Below are 25,526 nucleotides of genomic sequence, written 5' to 3' on the forward strand. Positions count from 1 at the left end.
CCTCTTCATCTTGCCGGATAAACTCCCGCCGGAGGCTCCCGCCATCGGCAAAACGCGCTACCCGATGAAAGCCTGATAGGCGTTTGCGTCCATAAATCCGTCCATTTGCGCCGGATCTCTGGGCCGCATCTTGAAAAACCACGCAGCCCCCATTGGATCGGCATTCACCTTCGCGGGGTCTTCCACGATGGCCTCGTTGATCTCCACGATCTCGCCGTCCATGGGCGCGGCGATATCCGAGGCCGCCTTCACACTTTCGATCACCACGATTTCGTCGGCGCTGGACACCTCGGCGCCGGTCTCAGGCAATTCGATAAAGACGACATCGCCCAATTGCTCGGCTGCGTGTTCGGTGATCCCGACGACGATCAGATCGCCTTCGGCGCGCAGCCATTCGTGGTCTTCGGTGAACTTCATACTTTGGCTCCCTTGGTCTTGGACAAACGGTGATATTGGTGAGGCACGAAGGGCATCGGCGCCACGCGCAGCGGCAAACGCTTACCCCGCAAGGCGCCGTAGACGGTCGTACCCGGCCCGGCCAGCGCACGGGGGAGATAGCCCATAGCAACCGGCGCGCCGAGACTGGGACCGAAGCCGCCCGAGGTGATGAGGCCCGCAAGCTCATCGGTGGTCTCGTCCGCGAAAAGCTCCACCCCGTCCCGCATCGGGGCACGACCTTCCGGAAGCAGCCCGACGCGGAGCCGCTCCGGACCTTCCTCAAGCTGCCGCAGCACTGTCTCCGCGCCGGCAAAGCCACCGGCCCGGGCGCCGCCCGCGCGACGGACCTTGGGGATGGCCCAGCTTAATCCAGCCTCTGGCGGGGTGGTGTTGTCATCCATATCCGAGCCGTAAAGGCACAAGCCCGCCTCGAGCCGCAGAGTATTTCGCGCGGCCAGACCAATCGGGGCGACCGAGGGGTGAGCCATGAGAGCCTGCGCCAAGGCCGTTGCATGACCCGATGGCACGGAGATCTCAAAGCCGTCCTCACCGGTATACCCGGCCCGCGACATCCAAAGATCGGCGCCCTGAAACCGGGCGGCGGATGCCTGCATGAAACCAAGTGTCGACGCGTCCGGGGCAAGCGGCAGAAGCGCTGTCGCCGCGTCGGGGCCCTGAAGCGCCAGAAGCGCGTGGTCATCCATCGGCTCCACGACGACATTGTCGGGCACGTGTTTTTGCAAATGCGCCAGATCGGCGGCTTTGCAAGCCGCATTCAGAACCATCAGCAAGGCGTCACCCTGCCGTGTCATCATCAGATCGTCCAGAATACCGCCGGACCGCGACAAAAGCAGACCATAACGCTGCTGACCATCGGCAAGGCCCAGCACATTGGCCGGCACGAGCGCCTCCACCGCCAGCGCAAGCCTCTCCCAATCCGGGCCGGTCAGACGCACCTGACCCATATGGCTGACATCAAAGAGACCCGCAGCCCGGCGGGTATGAAGATGCTCTTCCAGCGCGCCCATTTTGTATTGAACGGGCATCTCATATCCCGCAAAGCCGACAAAACGGGCGTCGAGATCAGCGTGAAAGTCGTATAGGGGCGTGCGGTTCGGATCGTCCATTGGGCCTCGTCATCCAAAGCGCGCCGATCTGGAAAGCCCGGCACCGTTCCCCGCACGCAACCCGCGCGGTGCGATGCCCCCTCTGTCCTTTGGCCTGAGATCGTTATCCCTTCGGCGGGCGCGCCAAGGCGCCACTCTCCAGAGTCTTCATGTCATGCAGACGGTCCCTGCGGCCTGAGAGTTTCCGGGGCGGTTGCTCCTTCGGCACCGGCTTGGGCCGGTTCTCCCGTTTGCATGGCCGTACCCTAAGGCGAGGACGCGGCAAAGCGCAAGGGCCTAGATCGGGCTTCAGAAGAGACTGAAGTACTCCGCCTGCTCCCACTCCGAAAGATGATTAAGATAGCGGCGCCATTCGGCGGATTTGAGCTGGCTCAGGTAGTCGACAAAGGCATCCCCAAGCGAGGTCCGGTAAAGGTCAGACCCCTGAAACGCGGTGATGGCCGCGCCCAGATCGGAGGGCAGAGCGGGAGCCGCCGCGTCGTAGGGAGCCAGAGCCGGCTCGGGCGCGGTCAAACCGGCATGGATGCCGGAGAGGCCGGACAGCAATTGGGTGGCAAACGCGAAATGGGGATTGGCTGACGGATCGGCGACGCGGTTTTCGATCCGAGAGGCCGGATCGCCCGGCGCCATCAGCGCGCGCAGCATCGCCCCGCGATTGTCCCACCCCCAATGCACGGCATTGGGCGCCAACTGATAAGCACCATAGCGTTTGTAGCTGGTGACCGTCGGCCCGGTGAGCAGACAGCTTTCGCCCGCGCGGGCAAGCAGTCCCGCGATCCAGCCGCCGGCCTCTTGCGTCAGCTTTCGTTCCCGTTTCGGTGTAAAGACATTCGACCCGTCGCGCAGATCCCGCAGCGACTGGTGCAGGTGCCAGCCACTGGCACAGGCATTGGACACGACCGGTTTGGCCATGAAGGTCGCATGCAGGCCCCGTGCCGCGCAGACCTGTTTGACCATCGAGCGGAACATGACCATCGCATCGGCATGCGCCATGGGCGGGGCGGGATCGAAGGTCACCTCGAACTGGCTGGGGCCCATTTCGATCTCGATGGAACGGATCGGAAGGCCCAAACCTTGTGCGTGCTGGCGAAGCGTGTCGAGGATCTCCTCTGCGTCGGCATAGCGATCCTCGGTCAGGAATTGATAGCCATGGGTCAGCGCCTGGGTGACGGGCGGCTGGCCCGGCATGGTTGTCGCCGCGTGGGAGCGGTTTGGATCGGTGATGGAAAAGATATGAAACTCGATCTCAAGCCCCATCAGCGCGGCATAGCCAGCATCGGCCAGGGCACGCTCCGCCCGCGCCAGGACCGTGCGGGAGGCGAATGGGATGGGCGTGCCGTCGCGGTGAACGACGTCGCAGAGAAGCCAGGCGGAACGGGGCGACCAGGGGAGCGGTCGGAAGGTGGCGGGGTCCGGGATCAGCAGGACATCGGAGGCCCCGCGCAGCGGTCCGGTCGCGGCTTCGGCGTCAGTGGACCAGACATCGAAAGCGGTGCGGTGAGAGGTATCCTTGAGAAGCAGCGTGCCGGGCACGGCGAGGCCGGTGGTGAAGGCAGAGCGCAGGGCGGAGGCCACGAGCGTTTTGCCGCGTAGAATACCGTGCTGGTCGGGGAAAACGACACGGACGGTTTCAGTCTGGCTGGAGGCGAGCCGGGCGAGAAGCTCATCGGCCCCTTGCGAGGCCTCTTCGCAGAGGAGCCCGCGCGCGGCCAGCGCGCCGGTCGCAACGCTGTCAGACATGATCAGAGACGCGCATCCCAAGGGCAGTCCGCCCGCCGCGCAGCGTCGCTTTGCGCATTCACACTCTCCCACTCGTGACCGTCTGCTATCGCATCATTGGAGAGTGGACCGAAAATGCCTTGCGGATCAACGCCACCGCGCATCGGAAGCGCCTCGGCCTGTCCGTCTTTCACCTTGGCAATCGCGTCCCGCAGCATCCGCCGATAGCGGATGATGCCCACATCCGTCTTGCCCAGATGTTCGCGGGTGCGATCCTGGATCCGCCCCATGCTCTCCACCGCCCATTGGTCATGCACGTTGATATCAAGACCCATGCCGGTATAGGTCTCGCGCGCCTGCTCCTCCGGGTCATATCCGTAATTGTTGCGCGCGTTTTTCAGCGGTGCGTAGTCGGGTAGGCGATGTTCCTTTAGCCTTTGTTCGCGCATGAGGGTCTTGTTCACCGGGTCCTTGAAGCTGGTGAACATCGAATACCAATAGCAGGTCGTGTCATCGACCGGCACGTGCCATTGGGTGATCGTCATCTCACGCGACATCGGGATGCAGATCGCCTCGGGGAAGATCTGATTGGTGATGCGCACATGGGTGCGGCCATCCTCCATGTGGCGAAGCGCCGTCAGCTTGAGACCGTACTCCATCTCATCCACGCGGATTTCGGGGCGCGGATAGTCACGCAGCAGCTTGGTCATCGGGATCTCGGTATTGCCGGCCTTGTCCCGGAATTGCTTGCCGTAGCTGTCGGCGGGGTCCTCGTCCTGCAGGAAGCGATGGAGGAAGGAGGCATGGGCGGGGTCGATCCCCACCTCCATCGCTTGCAGCCAGTTACATTCCCACAGCCCCTTGAAGGCGAAGACATGGCTGTCCGGCGCGCGGAAGCAGTCGAGATTGGGAAAGGCCGGAGGATCGCCGGGGCCCATATAGGCCCAGACGATGCCGTTCTTTTCGATGACGGGATAGGAGGTTGCCCGGATGTTTTCATGCATGTGAGAGCCTTCTGGCTCCCCGGGTTGTTCGACGCATTGGCCGGTGCGGTCGAAATGCCAGCCGTGAAAGGGACAACGCAGGCCGTTGTCTTCGAGCCGACCATAGCAGAGGTCCGCCCCGCGATGGGGACAATGCCGGTCGATCAGGCCGAGTTTGCCCGCGCTGTCGCGGAAAAGCACGAGGTCTTCGCCCAAAAGGCGCACGGGAACAACGGGGCGCGCGCTTATCAGCTCGTCGCTGAGTGCTGCGGGCTGCCAGTAGTGGCGCAGCACCGAACCGGCATCGGAGCCGGGGCCGACGCGGGTGAGGCTGTCGTTCAGGGCCTGGCTGATCATGGCGGAGCTCCCTTGTAAATCTTCTGCGATGTACGTATAACGCACACATGGGTGTTATACGATCAGTCTTGCCCGATGTGGCGTTTGGGTCAAGCGCGGCGTGAGTCAGAATCGCGATATCGCGACGACCTTCGCCAAGGGCCTCGAGGTGATGCGTGTCTTTGACGGCTCACCGCCCGGCTTGTCACTGGCAGAGGTTGCCCGGCGGACAGGGCTTGACCGCGCGGCAGCCCGGCGGCTGGTTCTGACGCTGGTCGAGTGCGGGTATCTTGTAAAAAACGGACGTGATTTCGTACAAACCGCCAAGGTGCTTGGTTTGGCCGGTGGCTATCTACAGGCCCGGGGCATCGGCGCCCGGGTGCAACCGGTGCTGGATCGCCATGCGGCTCGACTGGGCGCGGCGATCACCTATGCAGTGCGCGAAGGCGACCGGGCGCTTCTGGTGGCGCAATCGACATTGCAGGACAGCCCGGTGTCATTTGGCTTTACGATGGGGAGCGGGCTGCCAATGCTGCATACCGCATTGGGCCGGATGCTCCTGGCAGGGCTGGAGCCGGAGACCGCTTCGGATCTTGTCCACCAGGCGCCCTGCCCCGCCCACACACCAAAGAGCGAGGTGCGGCGGGACGTGATAGCCCAGACCGTGGCGCGGATACGGTCGCAAGGATTTGCGGTGGTGGATAGCGAGTTCGAGGCCGGCATTATTGGCTTTTCCGCACCGGTAGGCTGCACCGCCGTGGTCGGCGCCTCAGCAGCAAGAGGGATTGCCGCAACAGACGCCATGGCAGATCGCTACATCGGGGCCTTGCAGGCCTGCGCGGCGGAGCTTGTCGCCGTGCAATGAATAGCAAGGCGACCGGGTCCGTGGTCTGATGCAGTCATTGAAACCCGCCCTAAAGATCAACGGGCTGAGCCTTCGCGAGATTGCAAACAGCAAGATAAATAGAGCGGATAGTGAATATATGGCCCCTGAAGACGCAGGCACCAGCCGACGGACGGTGAAGCCACGCGAAGGACAGGAGGCATGGCGAGACGGGGTTAAATCCCGGAATAGTCCACCACAGCGGTCATCCCCAGTTCGGCAGTCGCTTCGATCTCAACCACCGCCTCGTCCTCAACCAAGGCCGACACCACCACCATCGTCATCGCGGGAAAATGCCGCCCCAGCACGCGGCGATAGGCCTCTCCGATCTCACCCTGACGCGCGACATAGTCGCGTTTGTCGGTGACGTACCAGGTCAGGCGCACCAGATCCTGGGGCGTGCCTCCGGCTGCTTCCAGCACGGCGCGTATATTCAGCAGGGCCTGCTCCATCTGGCCAATGAAGTCATGGCTCTCAAAGATCTGATCGGCGGTCCACCCGATCTGGCCTCCGATATAGAGCGTGCCGGTCTCGGTGAGCATGCCGTTGGCATAGCCTTTGGCCGGTTTCCAGCCGTCGGGGTGGATGATCCTGTGGGGCATGTCAGACCTTTCAGACGCCTAGGAAGCGTTCGGTAACATCATGGGAGAGTTCAGAGAATGCGCCGTGCCAGACCGATGCGCCGCGTTCGATGATGACGGCGCGGTCGGCGACGGTGCCAAGCTCACGGATGGATTTGTCGACGACGAGGATGGCAAGACCGGTTTCGGCCTTGAGCCGGGCGATGGCCGACCAGATCTCTTGCCGGACGACGGGGGCGAGGCCTTCTGTAGCCTCGTCAAGAATGAGCAGGCGCGGGTTCGTCATCAGGGCGCGACCGATGGCAAGCATCTGTTGCTCGCCCCCCGACAAAGACGCGGCGGACTGGTTGGCCCGCTCGCCGAGGCGGGGGAAGAGCTCGGTCACGCGGGTGAAATCCCAGTCACCGGGCCGGGCGGCGGCGATCAGGTTTTCATGGACGGTGAGGTTCGGAAAACAGCGTCGGCCCTCGGGGACAAGGCCCAAACCGGCGCGGGCGGCTTTGTGAGAGGGCAGCGCGCCGATGTCCTGATCGTCGAAAGTGACGGTACCGGTAGCGTGGCGCAGCATCCGGCAGATCACCTTGATCGTTGTGGATTTGCCCATGCCGTTGCGACCCATGAGTGCGACCACTTCCCCCGCACCCACATCGAGCGAGACGTCGAAAAGCGCTTGGGAAGGGCCATAGAAGGCGGCGATGTTCTGGGCCGAAAGCAAGGTCATGCGGCGTCTTCCTCCCCCAGATAGGCAACGCGCACATCACGGTTGGCGCGGATCTCGGCCGCGGTGCCGGTGGCGATGATCTCGCCGTAAACCAGCACGCTGATGCGGTCGGCAAGCGCAAAGACCGCATCCATGTCGTGTTCGACCAGCAGGATCGGCGCCTCGTGGCGCAGCGTGTCGAGGAAGGTGGTCAGGCGTTGGGAGCCTTCGGCGCCGAGACCCGCCATCGGCTCGTCCATCAAGAACGCGCGGGGGCGCAGGGTGAGGGCCACGGCCACCTCCAACTGGCGGCGTTGGCCGTGGGAGAGATCGGCGGTGCGTGTCGCGGCGTGGTCGCTTAGGCCCACGCGGTCGAGCGCGTCGCGCGCGGCTTCGACAAGGGCGCGGTCGCTCATCACGGGGCGCAGGAAGCGCATCACGCCGCCCCGTTGGCCCAAGGCGCCCAGAACGGTGTTTTGCAGGACGGTGTAGTCCATCGCCAGCGACGAGATCTGGAAAGTGCGCCCCAGCCCCTTGCGCGCACGGGCGACGGTATTGAGGGCGGTGACGTCCTCTCCGGCAAAACGGATCGTGCCGGCATCGGGGGCAAGATTGCCCGCGATCTGTTTGATCAGAGTGGATTTTCCGGCACCGTTGGGGCCGATGAGAGCATGGATTTCCCCGGGTTTCAGGTCGAGCGACACGTCATGGCAGGCCCGCACCGCGCCGAAAGATTTGGAGAGGCTTGCGATCTGCAGGATCGGCTCAGTCATGGGCCACCTCCCGCCCGGCAAGCGCGCCGATCAGGCCGCCGCGGGCGAAGAGGACCACGCCCAGAAGCAGGGCGCCGAGATAGATCAGCCAGAACTCGCTGAGCCCGCCCAGCCAATGTTCCAGCAGAACGAAGAGGGCAGCGCCGACAACGGGGCCATAAAGCCGCCCGACGCCGCCGAGGATGATGAAAATGATGAATTCGCCCGACATCTGCCAACTGAACATGGTCGGGCTGACGAAGCGGTTGAGATCGGCGAAGAGCGCACCGGCCAGCCCGGTGATGGCACCTGAGATGGTGAAGGCCACCAGCCGCAAGCGGAAGCTGTCGATGCCCACCGTCTGCACCCGCGCGTCATTCTGGCGGGCCGCCCCAAGGGCCAAGCCGAAGGGGGAGCGCGCGAGGCGGGCGGAGAAGAACAGCACCGCGGCGAGGATCACGTAGCAGATCGCAAAATACTGGATCGGGTCGAGCGTGTTGAGGCCCGGAAACTCGTTGCGGATGTAAATCGACAGACCATCTTCGCCGCCATAGGCGGGCCAGGAGATGGCGAAATAGTAGAACATCTGCCCGAAAGCCAAGGTAATCATGATGAAATAGACGCCGGACGTGCCGAGGCTGAGCGCGCCGATGGCCAGAGCCGCGAGGGCAGAGAAGATCACCGCGACCAGCCAGATCACGGGCATGGACTTGGTGCCTTCGATCAGGAACGGCGCCTCCATCAGCGGCGTGAAGGTCTGGGCGTGGCTGGCAAGGATACCCATCGCATAACCGCCGATCCCGAAGAACACGGCGTGGCCAAGGCTGACGAGACCGCCGAGGCCGAGGGCGATGTTCAGACCCACGCCCGCCAGAGCGAAAACAGCGACCTTGGTGGCGAGCGTGATCGTGAAAGGCTCGTCCGCGCTCCACGCCCAGAGGGGGATGGCGAGGAGGGCCAAGAGGACAAGGCCGTTGAGGACGCGTTCAGAGATCATCACGCGCTCCCGTAAAGGCCGGTGGGACGGAAAAGGAGCACGCCGGCCATCAGGATGTAGATCAGCATGGACGCCAGCGCGGAGCCAACGGACGTGGCCGCCGAGGGGTCCATGAAGAACCCGAAGAGGACGGGCAGCAACGTGCGGCCCAGAGTGTCGGTGAGGCCCACGAGGACGGCACCGACAAAGGCGCCCTTGATGGAGCCGATGCCGCCGATGACGATGACGACGAAGGCGAGGATCAGCACGGGCTCTCCCATTCCAACCTGCACGGACTGGATCGCGCCCACCAAAGCACCGGCGAACCCTGCAAGGGCTGCGCCGAGGGCGAAGATCAGCGTGTAGAGTTTCGAGATATCCACGCCGAGGGCTGCGATCATCTCACGATCCGACTCGCCCGCGCGGATCTGGATGCCGATGCGGGTCTTGGCGATGAGCAGGAAGAGGCCTGCTGCGACGGCAAGGCCGATCAGAATGATGGTCAGCCGATAAAGCGGGTACTGGATGCCGCCCGGCAGAGTGACGGGGCCGGAGAGCAGATCAGGCACGTCGAGGAAGAGAGGAAAGGACCCGAATGCCCAGCGCGTGCCTTCGGAAGAGATCAGGATCAGCGCGAAGGTGGCCAGCACCTGGTCGAGGTGGTCGCGGTCGTAAAGCCTGCGGATCACGGTCAGTTCCACGATGGCCCCGGCCAGCGCGGCCGCGGCAAGGCTTGCCATCAGCGCCAGAAGGAAGGACCCGGTGGCGCCCGCCACGGCGGCGGCGGCAAAGGCACCGATCATGTAGAGCGAGCCATGCGCGAGGTTGATCAGCCCCATGACCCCGAAGATCAGGGTCAACCCGGCGGCCATGAGAAAAAGCATGACGCCGAATTGCAGGCCGTTGAGCACCTGCTCGATCAGAAGAAGCGTGGTCATGAGGCGTGATCCGGTCGGGGCCGGGCCCAGGCGGGGCCCGGCGCGCGGTTACATCTGACAGTCAGCCGCGTAAGCGTCGGTATGCCCGGTCAGGCCGGTGGCGATGATCTTGTTGGTGAAAACGCCATCCTCCTCAATCACTTCGCGGACATAGATCGACTGCACCGGGTGATTGTTCGGCCCGAAGGCAAACTCACCACGGGTGGAGGCGAAATCGGCCTCTTTCAGCGCCGCGCGGAAGGCGTCCATGTCAGAGACATCGGCCTTCTCCATGGCGGAGATCAGCAGGTTCGCCGTGTCGAAGCCCTGAGACGCATAGAGCGAGGGCAGCCGTCCGTATTCAGCCGTAAAGCTTTCGACAAAGGCCGCGTTGGTCGGATTGTCGATGTCCTTGGACCATTGCGAGGTGTTCTTCACGCCCAGAGCGGCGCCGCCCACGGCCTGCAGGATGCCCTGATCGAAGCTGAAGGCCGGCCCCACCACGGGCAGGTCCACGCCGCTATCGGCATATTGCTTGAGGAACGAAATCCCCATGCCACCCGGCAGGAAGAAGAACACGCTGTCGGCGCCCGACGCGCGGATCTGTGCAATCTCAGCGGCATAGTCGGTCTGGCCCAGCTTGGTATAGATCTCGCCCGCAGGCTCGCCCTTGAAGAACCGCTTGAACCCGGTCAGCGCATCCTGTCCGGCCGGGTAGTTGGGCGCGAGGATGAAGGTTTTCTCATAGCCGACCTCGCTGGCATAGGCGCCCGCCGCTTCATGCAGCGCGTCGTTCTGCCAGGCAACGTTGAAGTAGTTCGGATGGCAGGCCTTGCCGGCCAGCGCGGACGGACCGGCGTTGGGCGAGAGGTAAATCTTGTTCTGCGCCGTTGCCGCGGGCACCACCGCCATCGCGAGGTTCGACCAGATGATGCCGGTCATCACGTCGACCTTTTCGGCCTGGATCATCTTGTCGGCCAGTTGCACCGCGATCTCGGGCTTGCGCTGGTCGTCTTCGATCACGACCTCCAGATCGTCGCGGCCCGCCTGTTTGACCGCCAGCATGAAGCCGTCGCGCACGTCGATGCCCAGGCCCGCGCCACCGCCCGAAAGCGTGGTGATCATGCCGACCTTCAGCCCCTCGGCCTGCGCGCCGGCTGCCAGTGCGGCCATGCCAGCCGCCAGCACCAATGATTTAAATTTCATCTCTTTTCTCCCGTTGTCTCTGGGGTCTTATGGTCTTGTCCGCACGCGTCCCCTTCCACGGGCGGATCGAATGGGATCATGACCCGCTGTGTCAGTCGGGCGCAAGGCTCTCTCCGCCCGGACGCAGGCGGAAGCGTTGGATTTTTCCCGTTTGCGTCTTCGGCAATGCGTCGCAAAACACGACCGAGCGCGGATATTTATAGGGTGCGATCTGCGCCTTCACGTGATCCTGCAGATCCTTGGCTGTTGCTGCGTCTTTGAGCACGACATGCGCCTCCACCAGATGCCCGCGCGCTTCATCTGGCGCGCCGATTACAGCGCATTCGGACACGGCAGGGTGCGAGAGCAACGCCGCCTCCACCTCTGGCCCAGCGATATTGTAGCCCGAGGAGACGATCATATCGTCGTTCCGCGCCGCGAAATGGAGATAGCCGTCCTCATCCATCGAAAAGCTATCGCCCGTGATGTTCCAGCCATCCATGACGTATTTCGCCTGCCTCTCATCGGCGAGATAACGGCACCCGGTTGGTCCTCGAACGGCGAGACGGCCCACGGTCCCGCGTGGCACCTCCTCCCCCGCATCGTTGAGGATCCGAGCTTCATAGCCGGTCACCGGTTTCCCGGTGCAGGCCGGGCGGTGATCGTCAAAACGGTTCGAGATGAAGATGTGCAGCATCTCCGTCGCCCCGATCCCGTCCAGCATCGGCTTGCCGGTCTTGTCCATCCACTCCTGATAGACTGGCGCGGGCAAGGTCTCCCCAGCCGACACCGCCGCCCGAAGCGAGGACAGATCCGCCCCCTCCTCCATCGCCTGCAGCATTGCCCGATAAGCCGTTGGCGCCGTGAAGCAAACGGTGGCTCCATAGGTTTCGATGATCTCGACCATGTTGGGCGGCGTGGCCTGTTCCAGCAGCGTGGCCGCAGCCCCGAAACGCAGGGGAAAGATCGCCAGACCGCCTAGCCCGAACGTAAAGGCCAGAGGTGGAGAGCCGACAAAGACATCCTCCGGCACCACGCCCAAAACCTCCCGCGCATACCCGTCGGCGATGATCAGCAGGTCGCGGTGAAAATGCATCGTAGCCTTGGGGTTGCCGGTTGTTCCTGAGGTAAATCCCAGCAGGGCGACATCGTCGCGTCCGGTTTGCACGGCATCAAAGCGCACAGGTTTCTGCAACGCCAGACGATCCAGTTCGGCATCGTGGTTCGAAGTTCCGTCGAACCCGATCACCGACTTGAGGTGCGCGCTGTCCTTCGCACAGCCCACAAGCTCGTCCATCAGCCGCGTGTCGCAGAGGGCAAATTCGATCTCTGCCTTGTCCACAATCGCGCTGAGTTCGCCCGCCCGTAGCATCGGCATCGTATTGACGACAACGGCGCCCGCCTTGGTCGCTGCCAGCCAGCAGGCCACCATTGCCGGGTTGTTGGCCGAGCGGATCAGCACGCGATTTCCCGGCTTTACGCCAATATCCTCAACCAGCGCATGCGCCAGCCGGTTGGTCCAGTCGCTCAGCTCCTTGTAGGTCCGCCGGCGCCCGTTTCCGATCAGCGCGGTGTGATCTCCAAAACCCTTTTCCACCATCGCATCAGTGAGTTCGACAGCCGCATTCAGCCGATCGGGATAGTCGAAGCCATCCAGCAGAAAATCCGGCTGGGCATCGGCCAGAGGCAGATTGTCCCTTGTAAAATTGTCCACATGCGCGGATGGGCCTAACATCATGATCCCCCTGCGAATTGTCCCAAGGTCTGGCGGGCGATGACCACTTTCTGCACGTCCGAGGCGCCCTCGTAGATCCGCAAGGCCCGGATCTCGCGATACAGGCTTTCGACCATCTCACCCTGCCGCACGCCGTCCCCACCATGAAGCTGAAGGGCCGCATCGATGACCTTCTGCGCGTGATCCGTGGCAAAAAGCTTGGCCATCGCCGCCTCCCGCGTCACACGCGGCGCACCGCTATCCTTGGTCCAGGCGGCGCGGTAGATCAGCAGGGCCGCCGCATCCACATCAAGCGCCATATCGGCGATATGTCCTTGAACCAATTGCAAATCCGCAAGCGGCGCCCCCTGAACCTGCCGCGATGTCACGCGCCCCAGCGCTTCATCCAAAGCGCGCCGCGCAAAGCCCAAAGCGGCCGCCGCAACGGTGGAGCGGAAGACATCAAGCACCGACATCGCAATGGCGAACCCCTGCCCCGGCGCACCGATCATGGCGGATTTCGGAACCCGCACGTCGTCGAATGTCAGCGTTGCGAGAGGATGCGGCGCCATCACCTGCAGCCGTTCGGTGACTTCCAATCCCGCCAGATCAGGCGTCACGATGAAAGCGGAGAGTCCACGCGCGCCAGGCGCCTCCCCGGTGCGGGCAAAGAGCGTGTAGACGTCGGCAATGCCCCCATTACTGATCCAGGTTTTTTGTCCATTCAGCACATAACTCTGCCCGTCATCCACAGCAGACATCGTCGAATTCGCAACATCCGAACCTGATTGCGGTTCTGTCAACGCAAAGGCCGAGATTGCCTGACCCGCTTTCGTCTTCGGCAGCCATGCTTCCTGCTGCTCGGGCGTTCCAAAGAGCGAAATCGCCCCTGTTCCAAGCCCTTGCATGGCAAAGGAGAAGTCCGCCAGCCCGTCATGCCGCGCCAGTGTCTCGCGGATCAGGCAAAGCGTGCGGACATCCAGCGCGCCGCCGGTATGCTCCAACCAACCCTCTTGCCCCAAATCTGCCACCAGCGCCCGGCAGGCCGCGTCCACATCGGAATGATCCACAGGCAGATTGACATCGCACCAGCTCTCAAGAGCATCCGCCAAAGCCTTGTGATGTGGCTCAAAAAACGGCCAGTCCAGAAAACTGCGGTCTGGCATTATCCACAAGGCTCCCTCTTCATCTTGCAAAATAAACTCCCGCCGGAGGCTCCCTCACCCCGCCAGAAGCACCATCCACCGACCACGGTGCACATCATCTCAATCCCCCTCGAAGACCGGCTTCTCTTTGGCGACGAACGCCTTGTAAGCCCGCTCGAAATCACCGGTCTGCATGCAGATTGCCTGTGCTTGCGCTTCGGCCTCGATGGCCTGTTCGATCGACATCGACCATTCCTGCGCAAGCATTGTCTTGGTCATCATATGTGCGAAATTGGGTCCCGCCGCGATGCGAAGCGCCATCTCCCGCGCCTCCGCCTCCAGATCAGCGCCGGGCACGAGGCGGTTGAAAAAGCCCCATCTTTCGCCCTCATCCGCATTCATCGACCGGCCCGTATAAAGCAACTCCGCCGCACGGCCCTGACCGATAATCCTCGGCAGGATCGCGCAGGCGCCCATGTCGCAACCGGCAAGGCCCACGCGTGTGAAAAGGAAGGCTGTTTTGGCATCCGGCGTTCCGATGCGCAGGTCCGCGGCCATCGCGATAATGGCGCCCGCGCCCACGCAGATGCCGTCAACGGCGGCGATGACGGGCTTGCCGCAATTCACGATGGCCTTGACCAGATCGCCGGTCATACGCGTGAACGTCAAAAGCTCCTTCATGTTCATCCGCGTCAAAGGGCCAATGATGTCATGCACATCGCCGCCAGAGCTGAAGTTGCCCCCGTTTGAGGCAAAGACCACCGCGTCCACGTCGTCGGCATAGACCAGATCGCGGAACCAGTCGCGCAACTCGGCGTAGCTGTCGAAGGTCAACGGGTTCTTCCGGTCGGGCCGGTTCAGCGAAACGGTCGCGATCCGGTCCTCGATCCGGCATAGGAAATGGTCCACATCACTGCGCATCGGCGCCCTCCTTCTGATCCAAAAGCCGCGCCAATGCGCCCGCCATCTCCGCCGCAGCCTCGGGCGAGAGGCCCGCAAGCTGCGCGTCGATCCAGCCTTCATGCGCCGCGGCCTGACGCGCGAATTCTTCCTCGCCCTTGCGCGTCAGCCGCACGGCGGAGGCGCGGCGGTCGCCCGCAACAGGCACGCGGATGACGAAGCCGTCCTCGACCAGACGATCCACGATGCCGGTCACATTGCCGTTCGAAACGCGCAAAACGCCTGAAAGCTGGCTCATCTTCAGCCCGTCACGATGCCGGCTCAGCGCTGCCATCACGTCAAAGCGCGGCAGCGTCGTGCCGAAGTCGCGGCGCAGATGGTCGCGCAACTCGGCCTCCACGGTGCGGGTGGTGCGCAACAGGCGCAGCCACAGCCTGAGCCGGGTTTTGGAAGGCGGCTCATCGGTGATCGTGTCGGGCGTCATATCTCTCCTCCCGACAGGCTGAGCGCGTGGCCGTTCACTGACCGCGCCGCATCCGAGCAGAGCCAGAGGGCCGTTGCAGCGACCTCTGCGGGGTCGATCAGCCGGCCCTGCGGATTGCCCGCGATCAACTCTGCCACGGCCGCGTCTCGCGAACGGCCTGTCGCGGCAGTGATCTTGTCGATGGAGGCGTCGAGAAGCGGCGTATCGACGAAGCCCGGGCAGATGGCATTGACGGTCACACCCGTTCCCGCAAGCTCGACAGCCAACGCCCGGGTCAGGCCGATCACGCCGTGTTTTGCTGCGCAATAGCCGGACACATAAGAATATCCCTTGAGACCGGCTGTGGAGGCCACGGCGATCATCCGCCCCGTCTGCGCCTTGACGTCGGACAGGGCCCCGCGCCACAGGTTGAAGACACCGACCAGATTGACGTCCAGCATCGCCGTCAGATCATCCCGCGTCATCTTGCCAAAAGGCGCGCTGGAAGCTGCACCGGCATTGGCGATGGCAATGGAAACGGGGCCATTTTTCTTGCAAGCCGCCTCAAGCGCTGCATCCACGGCCTCCGCGTCGGTCACATCGCAAGGCACCGCGAGGGCGCCCGTTTTCTCTGCCACCTCGTTCAACGGCTCGGCCCGGCGACCCAGTATGGTCACTTTGGCGCCCGCCTCGGCATAGGCCTCTGCCAGGGCCGCGCCAACGCCGGATCCGCCACCGGAAATCACGGTATGGGCGCCCGCGACGCTCATACCTTCATCTCCCCCTCCGCCGCGCGGTCGGCGAGGCGCCAGGCCTGATCGCGACCGGCGAGATAGGGGAGCGGCCAGTCGGCGTGACGGTCGCCGATTTCGGTGGCCGCGTGGAAGGTCCAGTAGGGATCGGCCAGATGCGGGCGGCCCACACAGACCAGATCAGCTCTGCCTGCCAGCAGGATCGAGTTCACGTGATCGGGCTCGTAGATATTGCCGACTGCCATCGTGGCGACGTCTGCCTCGTTCCGGATCCGGTCCGAAAACGGCGTCTGAAACATGCGACCATAGACCGGTTTAGCCTCGGTCGAGGTCTGGCCGGCTGAAATGTCGAGGATATCGGCACCCGCCGCCGAGAACATCGCGGCAATTTGCACAGCGTCCTCGGGCGTGATCCCGTCATCGCCCACCCAATCATTGGCGGAGATGCGGACGGACATGGGCTTTCCCTCGGGCCACGCGGCGCGCATGGCTTTGAAAACCTCCAACGGGTAACGCATGCGGTTTTCCAGCGATCCGCCATAATCGTCGGTACGAATGTTGGAGAGCGGCGAGATAAAGGACGAGATCAGATAGCCGTGGGCGGCGTGCAACTCGATCATGTCAAAGCCCGCGCGGTCCGCCATCTTCGCGGCGGCAACGAATTCGTCCCGGATCGCATCCATGTCCGCGCGCGTGATCTCGCGCGGGACCGGGTTTTCCTCGGACCATGGAATGGCGGAGGCCGACAAGGTCTCCCAGTTGCCGTCGGGAAGGGGCGCATCCATCCGCTCCCATCCCAGCTGGGTCGAGCCCTTGCGCCCCGAATGGCCGATCTGGCAGCAGATCTTGGCTTCGGTCTCCGCATGCACGAAATCGGTGAGGCGGCGCCAGGCCGCCTCATGCTCGGGCGCGTAAAGGCCGGGGCAGCCATGGGTGATGCGGCCCGTGTCGGACACGCACGTCATCTCGGTATAGACAAGGCCCGCGCCGCCCTTGGCGCGCTCGCCATAATGGATGAGATGCCAATCGGTGGGGCAGCCCTCGACCGCCTTGTATTGCGCCATGGGCGAGACGACGACGCGGTTGGCGAGATGCATCTCGCGCAGGCGGAAGGGGGCGAACATGGGCGCACGGATGGGCGCGTTCTGCCGCGCGCCCGCCTGATCCTGAAACCATTTCTCCGCTGAACCCAGCCAGTGCCCATCGCGTTCGCGCAAGTTTTCGTGGCTGATCCTCTGGGACCTTGTGAGCAGCGAATAGTTAAGCTGCACCGGGTCGAGATCGAGATACCGCTCCACATCCTCGAACCATTCCAGCGAGTTGCGAGCCGCCGATTGCAGACGTAGAACCTCAAGCCGGCGTTCGTCTTCGTAGCGCGCAAAGGCAGCTTCGATGCTTTGCTCTTCGGTCAGCAATTCGGCAAGCGTGGCGGCACTTTCCATCGCCAGCTTGGTGCCGGAGCCGATGGAGAAATGCGCGGTCGCCGCCGCGTCGCCCAATAGAACGACATTGTCGTGAGACCACTTTTCGCAGAGCACACGGGGAAATTGGATCCAGGCGGAACCGCGGATGTGGTTGGCGTTGGTCATGAGGGCGTGACCGCCGAGATAATCCTTGAAGATGTCCTCGCAGACCGCGATGGATTCCTGCTGTGTCATTTTGTCGAAGCCGAAAGCCTCGAACGTCTCGGGCCCGCATTCGACGATGAATGTCGCGGTGTCGTCATCGAATTGATAGGCGTGGACCCAGATCCAGCCCTTGTCGGTCTTTTCGAAGATGAAGGTGAAGGCGTCGTCGAATTTCTGATGTGTGCCCAGCCAGACGAAATGGCATTTGCGCACGTCCACATTGGGCTGGAAACTGTCGGCGAATTCCATGCGTGTCTTGGAGTTCAGCCCGTCGCAGGCGACCACGACATCGTAATCGTCCTTGTAGCGGCTGGCGCTTTCAATCTCCGTCTCGAAGCGGAGATTTACGCCGAGTTCCCGCGCGCGGGCCTGCAGGATCAACAAGAGCCTCTTACGCCCGATGCCGCAGAAGCCATGGCCAGACGAAACAAGACGCTGGCCCTTGTGATGCAGCGCGATGTCATCCCAATAGGCGAAATGGGCCCGGATCTCCTCGGCACTGACGGGGTCGTTCGCGGCAAGGTTGCCGAGCGTTTCGTCTGACAAAACCACGCCCCAGCCGAACGTGTCGTCTGGGCGGTTGCGCTCCAACACGGTAATATCCGCATCCGGCTGACGCAGCTTGAGCGAGATTGCAAAATAGAGGCCGGCAGGACCGCCGCCGAGGCATAGAACCTTCACCCGAACCCTCCCCAGGTCTTCGTTTGGTGACATTTGGGAAAGGCTGGGCCATGTCGGAATTTATTTCAAGTATAAAATTTCAAACCTAAAGCAGTTTTGGATAAAGCTGCGCAGCATTTGGGCAATCTCTATCTGGACAGAAATGTCTAGACACAAGTGCCCAGAGCGAATTAGCGTCCTCTCAAAAGACGGTCAGAAGGGAGAGTCGCGGATGAAATCGCAATATCGAGTCGTCGTAATTGGCGGCGGAGTGGTGGGGGCATCGGTCCTTTATCATCTGGCAAAGTTCGGCTGGACGGATGTGGTGATGCTGGAACGGTCGGTGCTGACCGCAGGGTCGTCCTGGCACGCGGCGGGGGGCATTCACGCGCTGAACGCGGACCCGAATATCGCCGCTCTGCAGGCCTACACCATCGACCTTCTGAGTGAGATTGAAGCGGAGAGCGGTCAGAATATCGGGCTGCACATGACAGGCGGGCTGACCATGGCGGGCACGCCGGAGCGTTGGGAATGGCTGCAATCGGCCTATCGCACCTTCCAATCCATCGGGATCGAGGATTGCCGCCTGGTCTCGCCCAAGGAAGCGCAGGACCTGTGCCCGATCATGTCAACGGACGGCCTGCTGGGCGGCATGTGGGCGGATCGCGAAGGGTATGTCGACACGACAGGCACGGTGCATGCCTATGCGATCGCGGCCAGAAAACGCGGAGCGGAATATTACGAGCACACCAAGGTCGAGGAGTTGATCCAGACCGATGAGGGCTGGCAGGTGGTCACCGACAAGGGGACGATCACGTGTGAGCATGTGGTGAATGCCGCCGGCCTCTGGGCCAAGCAGGTGGGGCGGATGGCGGGTGTGGAATTGCCGGTATCGCCGCTGAAACACCACTACCTGATCTCCGACACGATCCCTCAGCTTGAAGAGCTGGATTTCGAGGTGCCGATGACCGTGGACCTCGAAGGGTTCACCTATCTGCGGCAGGACCAGAAAGGCGTGCTGCTGGGTATCTACGAGATTGATCACGAGCATTGGGCCATGGACGGCGCACCGTGGGATTACGGGATGGAGCTCTTTCAGGAGCAGACCGACCGGATCGAAAAGGAGCTGATCCTGGGCTTTGAACGCTACCCCGCATTGCAGGAGGTGGGCGTGAAGACCTGGGTCAACGGCGCCTTTACCTTCTCGCCCGACGGTAATCCTCTGGTCGGTCCGGTACCGGGCAAGCGCGGCTATTGGACGGCGTGTGCGGTTATGGCGGGCTTTCTGCAGGGCGGCGGCGTTGGCAAGAGCCTCGCCGAATGGATGATCCATGGCGAGCCCGAGGCGGATGTCTACGGCATGGATGTCGCGCGCTATGGCCGCTTTGCCGAAAACAGGCGGTATATCCGCGAGACGACGGGGCAATTCTATTCACGCCGTTTCGTGATGACCTATCCCAACGAACAGCTTCCCGCGGGCCGCCCGCTCAAGATGGCCCCGGCTCATGACGCAATGACCGAAGCGGGTTGCAAATGGGGCGTGAGCTGGGATCTTGAAGTGCCGCTTTATTTCGCGCCCAAGGGGTTTGAGGAAACGCCGACCCTGAAACGCTCCAACGCGTTTCCCATCGTGGCCGAGGAATGCAAGGCGATCCGCGAAGGCGTGGGGCTGCTCGATATCACCGGCTTCTCCCGTTACGAGGTGACGGGCCCTCGGGCGGAGGCGTGGCTCGACCGGATGATGGCGTCGAAGCTGCCGGAGCCGGGCCGCGCGCGGCTGGCGCCGATGCTGAGCGAGACGGGCAAGCTGAAAGGCGACCTGACGATGCTCAACTGGGGCGACGGGACCTGGTGGATCATGGGCAGCTACTATCTGCGGGAGTGGCATATGCGCTGGTTCGCCGATCACATGGAAGACGGCGTCAGCGTCCGTGATCTGGGCGAAGAGGTGTGCGGCTTTGGTCTGGCCGGACCCAAATCGCGCGCGGTGATCGAGAAGGTGGCCGAGGGTGATGTCGGCGCCCTGCCTTTCATGGGCTGCGGGCGGTTCGATATCGGGCTGGTCCGCGCGCATGTGGCACGCATGTCGGTGACCGGAGAGTTAGGGTTCGAGATCTCTTGCCGCATGGGCGATCACGTGGCCTTGCGCCGGATGCTGCTGGAGGCAGGCGCCGAGGAGGGCCTCCGCGAATGCGGGTTCAACGCGATGCTCTCGACCCGGCTGGAAAAGAGCTTTGGCATCTGGAACGCCGAGTTCACTCAAGGCTACACGCCCGGCATGACCGGAATGGACCGCTGGATTGCCTGGGATAAGCCGGGCTTTGTCGGTCGTGACGCGGCATTGGCCGAGAGGGATGGCAATGGCCCGACGCATCGGCTGGTGACGCTCGATGTCGCGGCCGAAGATGCAGATGCCAGCGGGTTCGAGCCGGTCTGGGCAGGCGATACCAAGGTGGGCTTCGTGACCTCCGGCGGGTACGGGCACCACCTGCAAAAATCGCTGGCCATGGCACTGGTCGAGCCGGACCACGCGGAGGAAGGCACCGAATTGTCGGTCCATGTCGTCGGGGTCGAACGCAAGGCGCGGGTTATCCCCGCCTCGCCTTATGATCCCACGGGCCAGGCGATGCGGGCATGAACGCGCGGGCTGGCGGGCGGAGACGGCGGGGCGCGCAGACGCCCCCGCCCCGGCGCGACATCAACTACCGGCAGCTGCGCAATCCGTTCCCCGCGCTGAAGGTCTGGTCCGAGGACGAGGTGGCCGGCATCCATGACGCCGCGCTCTCGGTACTGGAGGACCTTGGGCTCAAGGTTCTGCTACCGGAGGCCCGCGCGCTTTTTCAGGCTGGCGGCGCCCGGGTCGACGAGGCCAGCGAAATGGTCTGGATCGGACGAGAGATTGTCGAGGCGGCAGTTGCCTCCGCGCCCCGCTCCTTCCCGCTGCATGCGGGTCATCCATCCCGCGATCTGGTCATGGAGCCCGGCGCGCTGATCTTTCAGCCCGGCGCAGGCGCACCGCACGCGACCGACCTGCGGCGCGGGCGGCGTCCGGGGACGGAGCAGGATTTCCGCGACCTGATCCGCCTGACCCATCATTTCGACGTGCTGCACATGCTACCCCCGTTGGTTGAGCCGCAGGACGTGCCGATGCACCTGCGCCACTATGCCCTGACCGAGGCGCAACTGACCCTGTCGGACAAGTTCCCCTTCGTCTTTTCGCGCGGGACGCCGCAAGTGGAGCAGTGTTTCGAGATGATCCGGGATTTCCGAGGTCTCTCGGACGCCGAGTTCGAAAGCAGCGCGCGGTGCTACACGATCATCAACACCAACTCCCCCCGGCAGATCGATATTCCGATGGCGCAGGGGCTGATCGACTTTGCCCGTGCGGGCCAGCCGTCGATCGTTACCCCGTTCACCCTGATGGGGGCGATGGCCCCGATCACCGTGGGCGGGGCGATCACGCTCAGCCATGCTGAGGCTTTGGCGGCGATCACGCTCACCCAGCTGGCCCGCCCGGGCGCACCGGTGTGCTATGGCACCTTCACCTCGAACGTGGATATGAAGTCGGGCGCGCCCGCCTTCGGCACGCCGGAACAGATGAAGGCCAACGCGGCGGCAGGTCAACTTGCGCGCTATATCGACCTGCCCTGGCGGTCTGCGGCGGGAAGTGCCGCCAATCTAAGCGATGTACAGGCCGCGCAGGAGACACAGTTCAGCCTCTGGGGCGCACTGATGGCGGGGGCCACGGTGGTGATCCACGCCGCCGGGTGGCTGGAAGGCGGGCTGACGGTCTCATTTGAAAAGCTGGTCACGGATGTCGAAGTGCTGCAGATGGTGGCGGAGATGTGCGCCGCCCCGCCGGCCGATCCGGCGCTTGAGGCGCTTGCAGAGGTCCAGCCGGGCGGACATTTCTTCGGCGCGGCCCATACGATGGCACGCTATCAGACGGAGTTTTATGATCCACTTGCCGCGGATTGGTCCAATTTCGGCACCTGGACAGAACGCGGCGGGCTGGATGCGACCACACGGGCCACGGCGATCTGGACGCGTATCCTGGAGGAGGGTCAGCCGCCCGCTCATGACGGGGACCGGATCGCGGCGCTTCACGACTATATCCGGCGTGCGGGCGAGGCCGGCGGCGCGGCACCGGTGAGCTGATGAGCGATACGCCCGGCAATGTGAAGGTGACCCGCGCGGATTGGCTCAACGTGGCCAAGGACGCGCTGATCTCGGACGGGGTGGATCAGGTCAAGGTGCTGCTGTTGAGCGAGCGTCTGGACGTGTCGCGGTCGAGCTTTTACTGGTATTTCAAAAGCCGCAGCGATCTGCTCGATGCGCTCCTGGACGATTGGGAAAAGACCAACACCGCAGCGCTGACAAAACAGGCCGAGACCCCGGCGCCCAGCATCACCGCAGCCGTGTGCAACATTTTCCGGTGCGTAATCGACACCGAGATGTTCAACACGCCGCTCGATTTCGCCATCCGCGACTGGGCGCGCAAATCAGGCAAGGTGCGCCGGGCGCTGGACCAGTCCGACGCCACCCGCATTGCGGCGATCACCGCGATGTTCGCGCGCTATGACTATCCCGCCGATGAGGCCCGCACCCGTGCGCTGGTGCTTTATTACATGCAGATGGGGTATAACGCGGCGGACCTGCAGGAACCGCTGGAGGACCGGCTGAAGCAGGTGCCTGACTATCTTTACGTTTTCACCGGTCAACGCGTCCAAGACGGCGAGCTGGAGGCCTTTAGCCGCTTTGCACGCGCGGTGGCAGACCGGAACTGACCCGTGCGGCCAAACCTGGGGAGCGACGGGCGGATTTGGTTGCCCGTCCTGGCAAAGGATCAGGTCGACCAGTGGGCCGGGCTGGCCCTGGTTCGGAACAGGGTCATGTGATGGAAAACGTCGGAATGGGTGAGATGTCATCCGCCCCTTGCAGGGGCCTGCCCGGATATCGCAGGCGCGTGCAGGGGTTGAAGCGACGGGACCGGAGGGGCCAGACCCTCCGGACCTCCCCGGGATATTTTTAACCCAAAGAAGGAGGGGCGATGCCGGGAGGCGAGGCAGGTCATTCAAAAAAACAGGTGAGCTTGAGAAATCCGCGTGAGAAAAGCCGGAGACACGCGAGTATTTGCAATCGGTCAATTGATGCGGAAACAGGTATGCAGTCAATTTAGGGAAACGACGGCAGTGTCTTAGGCAATGTTCCGACGGCAAGTGCCTTGAGCCGACAAACAGTCCGGGGGGCACCCAGGGCATTCTTCGTTGCAACCGTCACGCAGCTGTCACACGATAAGCGCAAAGAGGCGCAAAAACAGCGGACAGTGACCTATGCGCGACATTGCATTCTCAAATCCCGGGCAGTTTTACCGGGGCAATCTTCACACCCATTCCACCCTGTCGGACGGTGTTCTGGAACCCGCGGAGGTTTGCCGCCGCTATGCCGCCGAGGGCTATGATTTCATCGCGCTGACCGACCATTTCGTCGGTATGTATGACTATCCGATTGCAGACACGGTGCCCTATCGCACCGAGGGCTTCACCACCATTCTGGGCGCGGAACTGCATTCGGGCGCCATGGAAAACGGAGAGCTGTGGCACATTCTGGCCGTGGGCCTGCCGACCGATTTCAAGCCGCCCGTGGCGGAGGGCTTTCTGCCGGTTGCAGGCCAGGAAAGCGGGCCGGAGCTTGCGGCCCGCGCAAGGGAGGCCGGGGCCTTCGTGGCCATCGCGCATCCTGAATGGTCTGGCCTGACACAAGAGGACGCGCGCAGCATCGAGGCCGCGCATGCGGTCGAGGTTTATAATCACGGCTGTGCCATGGGCTGCGATCGCCCGCATGGTTTCTACACGCTCGATCAGCTTTTGACCGAGGGCAGACGGCTCACGCTTTGCGCCACGGACGATGCGCATTTCTACGAGCCGGATCATTTTGGCGGCTGGGTCATGGTCAAGGCCGAACGGAATGCGCCTGACGCTTTGCTGGACGCTTTGAAAACCGGGGCCTACTACTCCAGCCAGGGGCCGGAATTCCGCGATATCCGCTTGGGCCAGAACCAGGTGGAGGTCACCTGCAGCGCGGTGTCGAGCGTGATCGTTCAGGGCCAGGGTTCTGCCGCTGTGGCAATTCATGGGCAATCGCTGACCCGTGCGGAGGTTCCGCTGACCCGGTTCGCGCAATCGCCCTGGCTGCGGGTCACCCTGATCGATGCCGCCCGGCGACGGGCCTGGAGCAATCCGATCTGGCGATAGCCCGGTTGACGCCCGATATCGCGTGCTAGTTCTTCGTGGCAGCGATCACGAGGGCACATGACCGACCGAAACGACCAATCCCGCCCTTATCCGGTCCCTGCCGGGCGCGTCGCCCGGCTGGCCCGGCTGGGCAGCATGGCCACGGGCGTGGCAGGCGCCATGCTGGCCGACGGGGCGATGCATCTGGGTCGCGGGCAACGCCCGGCTTTGCGGGATCTGCTGCTGACGCCGTCCAATGCGGCCCGGATCGCCGATCAACTGGCGCAGATGCGGGGCGCGGCGATGAAGGTCGGCCAATTGATGTCCCTGGATGCCGGAGACATGATGCCGCCGGAATTGTCGGACATTCTGGCCCGCCTGCGCGCGGATGCCAGACCGATGCCCGCACAACAGCTTAAGTCGGTTTTGACCCAAAACTGGGGCGCGGGCTGGCACACGAAATTTCGCCGCTTCGACACAAGGCCTCTGGCCGCAGCCTCAATCGGTCAGGTCCACCGGGCCGTCACACGGGACGGTCGCGATCTGGCGATCAAGGTGCAATATCCCGGCGTGGCGCGCAGCATCGACAGCGATGTCGACAATGTTGGTGCCCTCATCCGCTTGTCCGGCCTCGCCCCGCGCGGACTGGATCTGGGACCGTTTCTGCAGGCTGCAAAGGCACAGCTTCACGAGGAAACTGATTATCTGCGGGAGGGTCGGGAGCTTGCCACGTTCGGCAATCTTCTGTCGGGGGAAGATGGATTTGAGGTTCCCGAATTCTTCGAAGATCTGAGCACCGGCACATTGCTCGCGATGCGCTATGTCGAAGGCGGCGCCATCGAGGATCTGGCGGGCGCCTCCCAAACGCTGCGTAACGATGTGGCGGCACGCATGATCCGCCTCTCTGCGCGTGAGCTCTTTGAGTTTGGGCGGATGCAGACGGATCCGAACTTTGCGAATTACCAGTACAACGCAGATCTGGATCGCATCGTTCTTCTTGACTTCGGCGCGACCCGCAGCTTCGGCCCGGAGATCGTGGAAACCTATCGGGCGCTCCTGCGTGCCGGTTTGGAAGAGGACCGAGACCGGCTGCGCAAGGCGGCATTGGATCTGGGCGCGTTCGATGTCGCGACCGCGCCCCATCATCAGAACGCGATCATCGACATGATCATGATGGGCTTTGACGCAGTCGGCCCGGATGGCGTTTTCAACTTTGCCAATCGCGAGCTTCAGGAGGCGCTGCAATCAGCAGGTATGGAGCTTGCCCAGGACAAGAGCCTTACGCATGTGCCGCCCCCGGAAACCTTGTTTCTGCAACGCAAATTGGGTGGCATGTACCTGCTCTGCGCGCGTTTGGGCGCGTCGGTCAATATCCGCGCTATTCTGAGGCCTTATCTTTGAAGCCGTCCGCAAAGACCGCCGCCTTTAGGGCAG

At 63.2% G+C, this 25,526-nt stretch carries 22 protein-coding genes and 1 riboswitch; of the genes, 6 read left to right on the top strand and 16 right to left on the bottom strand.

The genetic code is table 11. From position 1 onward, the window contains the following. Nucleotides 1–57: 57 nt before the first annotated feature. The 4 genes from gcvH to CFI11_RS17460 form a co-directional block, all read right to left on the bottom strand. A complete protein-coding gene (gene gcvH, locus CFI11_RS17445) occupies nt 58–417 on the bottom strand; it encodes a glycine cleavage system protein GcvH (protein ID WP_130408216.1) in 360 nt (119 codons plus the stop codon). Beyond that, nucleotides 414–1,565, bottom strand: coding sequence for a glycine cleavage system aminomethyltransferase GcvT (gene gcvT, locus CFI11_RS17450; protein ID WP_130408218.1), 1,152 nt, complete (start codon nt 1,563–1,565; stop codon nt 414–416). Before gcvT ends, gcvH begins: the two co-directional genes overlap by 4 nt. A gap of 151 nt (nt 1,566–1,716) precedes the next feature. Beyond that, nucleotides 1,717–1,804: riboswitch (glycine riboswitch) on the bottom strand. 49 nt (nt 1,805–1,853) lie between these two features. Next, nucleotides 1,854–3,305 carry a glutamine synthetase family protein gene (locus tag CFI11_RS17455; RefSeq protein WP_130408220.1) on the bottom strand — a complete coding sequence of 484 codons (1,452 nt, stop codon included), beginning with the start codon at nt 3,303–3,305 and terminating at the stop codon, nt 1,854–1,856. 2 nt (nt 3,306–3,307) lie between these two features. Further along, nucleotides 3,308–4,624, bottom strand: coding sequence for an aromatic ring-hydroxylating dioxygenase subunit alpha (locus tag CFI11_RS17460; RefSeq protein ID WP_130408222.1), 1,317 nt, complete (start codon nt 4,622–4,624; stop codon nt 3,308–3,310). A gap of 100 nt (nt 4,625–4,724) precedes the next feature. Between CFI11_RS17460 and CFI11_RS17465 the strand changes: the two genes are divergently transcribed. Next, the gene (locus tag CFI11_RS17465) at nt 4,725–5,468 is read left to right on the top strand and encodes a helix-turn-helix domain-containing protein (protein WP_254448948.1); all 744 of its coding nucleotides are present in this window, start codon (nt 4,725–4,727) and stop codon (nt 5,466–5,468) included. Nucleotides 5,469–5,662: 194 nt separating this feature from the next. On the opposite strand, the gene CFI11_RS17470 is transcribed toward CFI11_RS17465, so the two are convergent. The 12 genes from CFI11_RS17470 to CFI11_RS17525 form a co-directional block, all read right to left on the bottom strand. After that, nucleotides 5,663–6,088: a RidA family protein gene (locus tag CFI11_RS17470; RefSeq protein WP_130408224.1), complete on the bottom strand. Its 426-nt coding sequence runs from the start codon at nt 6,086–6,088 to the stop codon at nt 5,663–5,665. A gap of 10 nt (nt 6,089–6,098) precedes the next feature. Then, nucleotides 6,099–6,788, bottom strand: a complete 690-nt coding sequence (locus CFI11_RS17475) for an ABC transporter ATP-binding protein (RefSeq protein WP_130408226.1) — start codon at nt 6,786–6,788, stop codon at nt 6,099–6,101. After that, nucleotides 6,785–7,540: an ABC transporter ATP-binding protein gene (locus CFI11_RS17480; RefSeq protein ID WP_130408228.1), complete on the bottom strand. Its 756-nt coding sequence runs from the start codon at nt 7,538–7,540 to the stop codon at nt 6,785–6,787. The genes CFI11_RS17475 and CFI11_RS17480 overlap by 4 nt, the downstream gene beginning before the upstream one ends. Beyond that, nucleotides 7,533–8,516: a branched-chain amino acid ABC transporter permease gene (locus CFI11_RS17485; RefSeq protein WP_130408230.1), complete on the bottom strand. Its 984-nt coding sequence runs from the start codon at nt 8,514–8,516 to the stop codon at nt 7,533–7,535. Before CFI11_RS17485 ends, CFI11_RS17480 begins: the two co-directional genes overlap by 8 nt. Next, a complete protein-coding gene (locus tag CFI11_RS17490; RefSeq protein ID WP_130408232.1) occupies nt 8,516–9,433 on the bottom strand; it encodes a branched-chain amino acid ABC transporter permease in 918 nt (305 codons plus the stop codon). Before CFI11_RS17490 ends, CFI11_RS17485 begins: the two co-directional genes overlap by 1 nt. A 48-nt stretch (nt 9,434–9,481) precedes the next feature. Beyond that, on the bottom strand, nt 9,482–10,618 hold the full coding sequence (locus CFI11_RS17495) for an ABC transporter substrate-binding protein (protein WP_130408234.1): 1,137 nt from the start codon (nt 10,616–10,618) through the stop codon (nt 9,482–9,484). 91 nt (nt 10,619–10,709) lie between these two features. Further along, nucleotides 10,710–12,332 (bottom strand): AMP-binding protein, encoded by a 1,623-nt coding sequence (locus tag CFI11_RS17500; protein WP_130408236.1) that lies wholly within the window; start codon nt 12,330–12,332, stop codon nt 10,710–10,712. Then, on the bottom strand, nt 12,332–13,477 hold the full coding sequence (locus CFI11_RS17505) for an acyl-CoA dehydrogenase family protein (RefSeq protein ID WP_130408238.1): 1,146 nt from the start codon (nt 13,475–13,477) through the stop codon (nt 12,332–12,334). Before CFI11_RS17505 ends, CFI11_RS17500 begins: the two co-directional genes overlap by 1 nt. Nucleotides 13,478–13,576: 99 nt before the next feature. Continuing rightward, nucleotides 13,577–14,377, bottom strand: coding sequence for an enoyl-CoA hydratase family protein (locus tag CFI11_RS17510; protein WP_130408240.1), 801 nt, complete (start codon nt 14,375–14,377; stop codon nt 13,577–13,579). Continuing rightward, the gene (locus tag CFI11_RS17515) at nt 14,367–14,840 is read right to left on the bottom strand and encodes a MarR family winged helix-turn-helix transcriptional regulator (RefSeq protein WP_130408242.1); all 474 of its coding nucleotides are present in this window, start codon (nt 14,838–14,840) and stop codon (nt 14,367–14,369) included. Before CFI11_RS17515 ends, CFI11_RS17510 begins: the two co-directional genes overlap by 11 nt. Beyond that, nucleotides 14,837–15,589 (bottom strand): SDR family NAD(P)-dependent oxidoreductase, encoded by a 753-nt coding sequence (locus CFI11_RS17520; protein ID WP_130408244.1) that lies wholly within the window; start codon nt 15,587–15,589, stop codon nt 14,837–14,839. Before CFI11_RS17520 ends, CFI11_RS17515 begins: the two co-directional genes overlap by 4 nt. Next, entirely contained in the window at nt 15,586–17,880 is a 2,295-nt protein-coding gene (locus CFI11_RS17525) for a bifunctional salicylyl-CoA 5-hydroxylase/oxidoreductase (protein ID WP_130408246.1), read from the bottom strand. The genes CFI11_RS17520 and CFI11_RS17525 overlap by 4 nt, the downstream gene beginning before the upstream one ends. A gap of 211 nt (nt 17,881–18,091) precedes the next feature. Here CFI11_RS17525 and CFI11_RS17530 point away from each other — a divergent pair, with 211 nt between their 5' ends. The 5 genes from CFI11_RS17530 to CFI11_RS17550 all read left to right on the top strand — a co-directional run bounded on the left by CFI11_RS17530 (nt 18,092) and on the right by CFI11_RS17550 (nt 25,493). Then, the gene (locus CFI11_RS17530) at nt 18,092–20,497 is read left to right on the top strand and encodes an FAD-dependent oxidoreductase (protein ID WP_130408248.1); all 2,406 of its coding nucleotides are present in this window, start codon (nt 18,092–18,094) and stop codon (nt 20,495–20,497) included. Continuing rightward, nucleotides 20,494–22,017: a trimethylamine methyltransferase family protein gene (locus CFI11_RS17535; protein ID WP_130408250.1), complete on the top strand. Its 1,524-nt coding sequence runs from the start codon at nt 20,494–20,496 to the stop codon at nt 22,015–22,017. The genes CFI11_RS17530 and CFI11_RS17535 overlap by 4 nt, the downstream gene beginning before the upstream one ends. Further along, entirely contained in the window at nt 22,017–22,646 is a 630-nt protein-coding gene (locus tag CFI11_RS17540; protein ID WP_130408252.1) for a TetR/AcrR family transcriptional regulator, read from the top strand. The genes CFI11_RS17535 and CFI11_RS17540 overlap by 1 nt, the downstream gene beginning before the upstream one ends. A 546-nt stretch (nt 22,647–23,192) precedes the next feature. Next, entirely contained in the window at nt 23,193–24,113 is a 921-nt protein-coding gene (locus CFI11_RS17545; RefSeq protein ID WP_130408254.1) for a PHP domain-containing protein, read from the top strand. 57 nt (nt 24,114–24,170) lie between these two features. Further along, nucleotides 24,171–25,493, top strand: coding sequence for an AarF/ABC1/UbiB kinase family protein (locus CFI11_RS17550; RefSeq protein ID WP_130408256.1), 1,323 nt, complete (start codon nt 24,171–24,173; stop codon nt 25,491–25,493). Nucleotides 25,494–25,526 lie beyond the last annotated feature (33 nt).

Source organism: Thalassococcus sp. S3 (assembly GCF_004216475.1).
Classification (GTDB): Bacteria; Pseudomonadota; Alphaproteobacteria; order Rhodobacterales; family Rhodobacteraceae.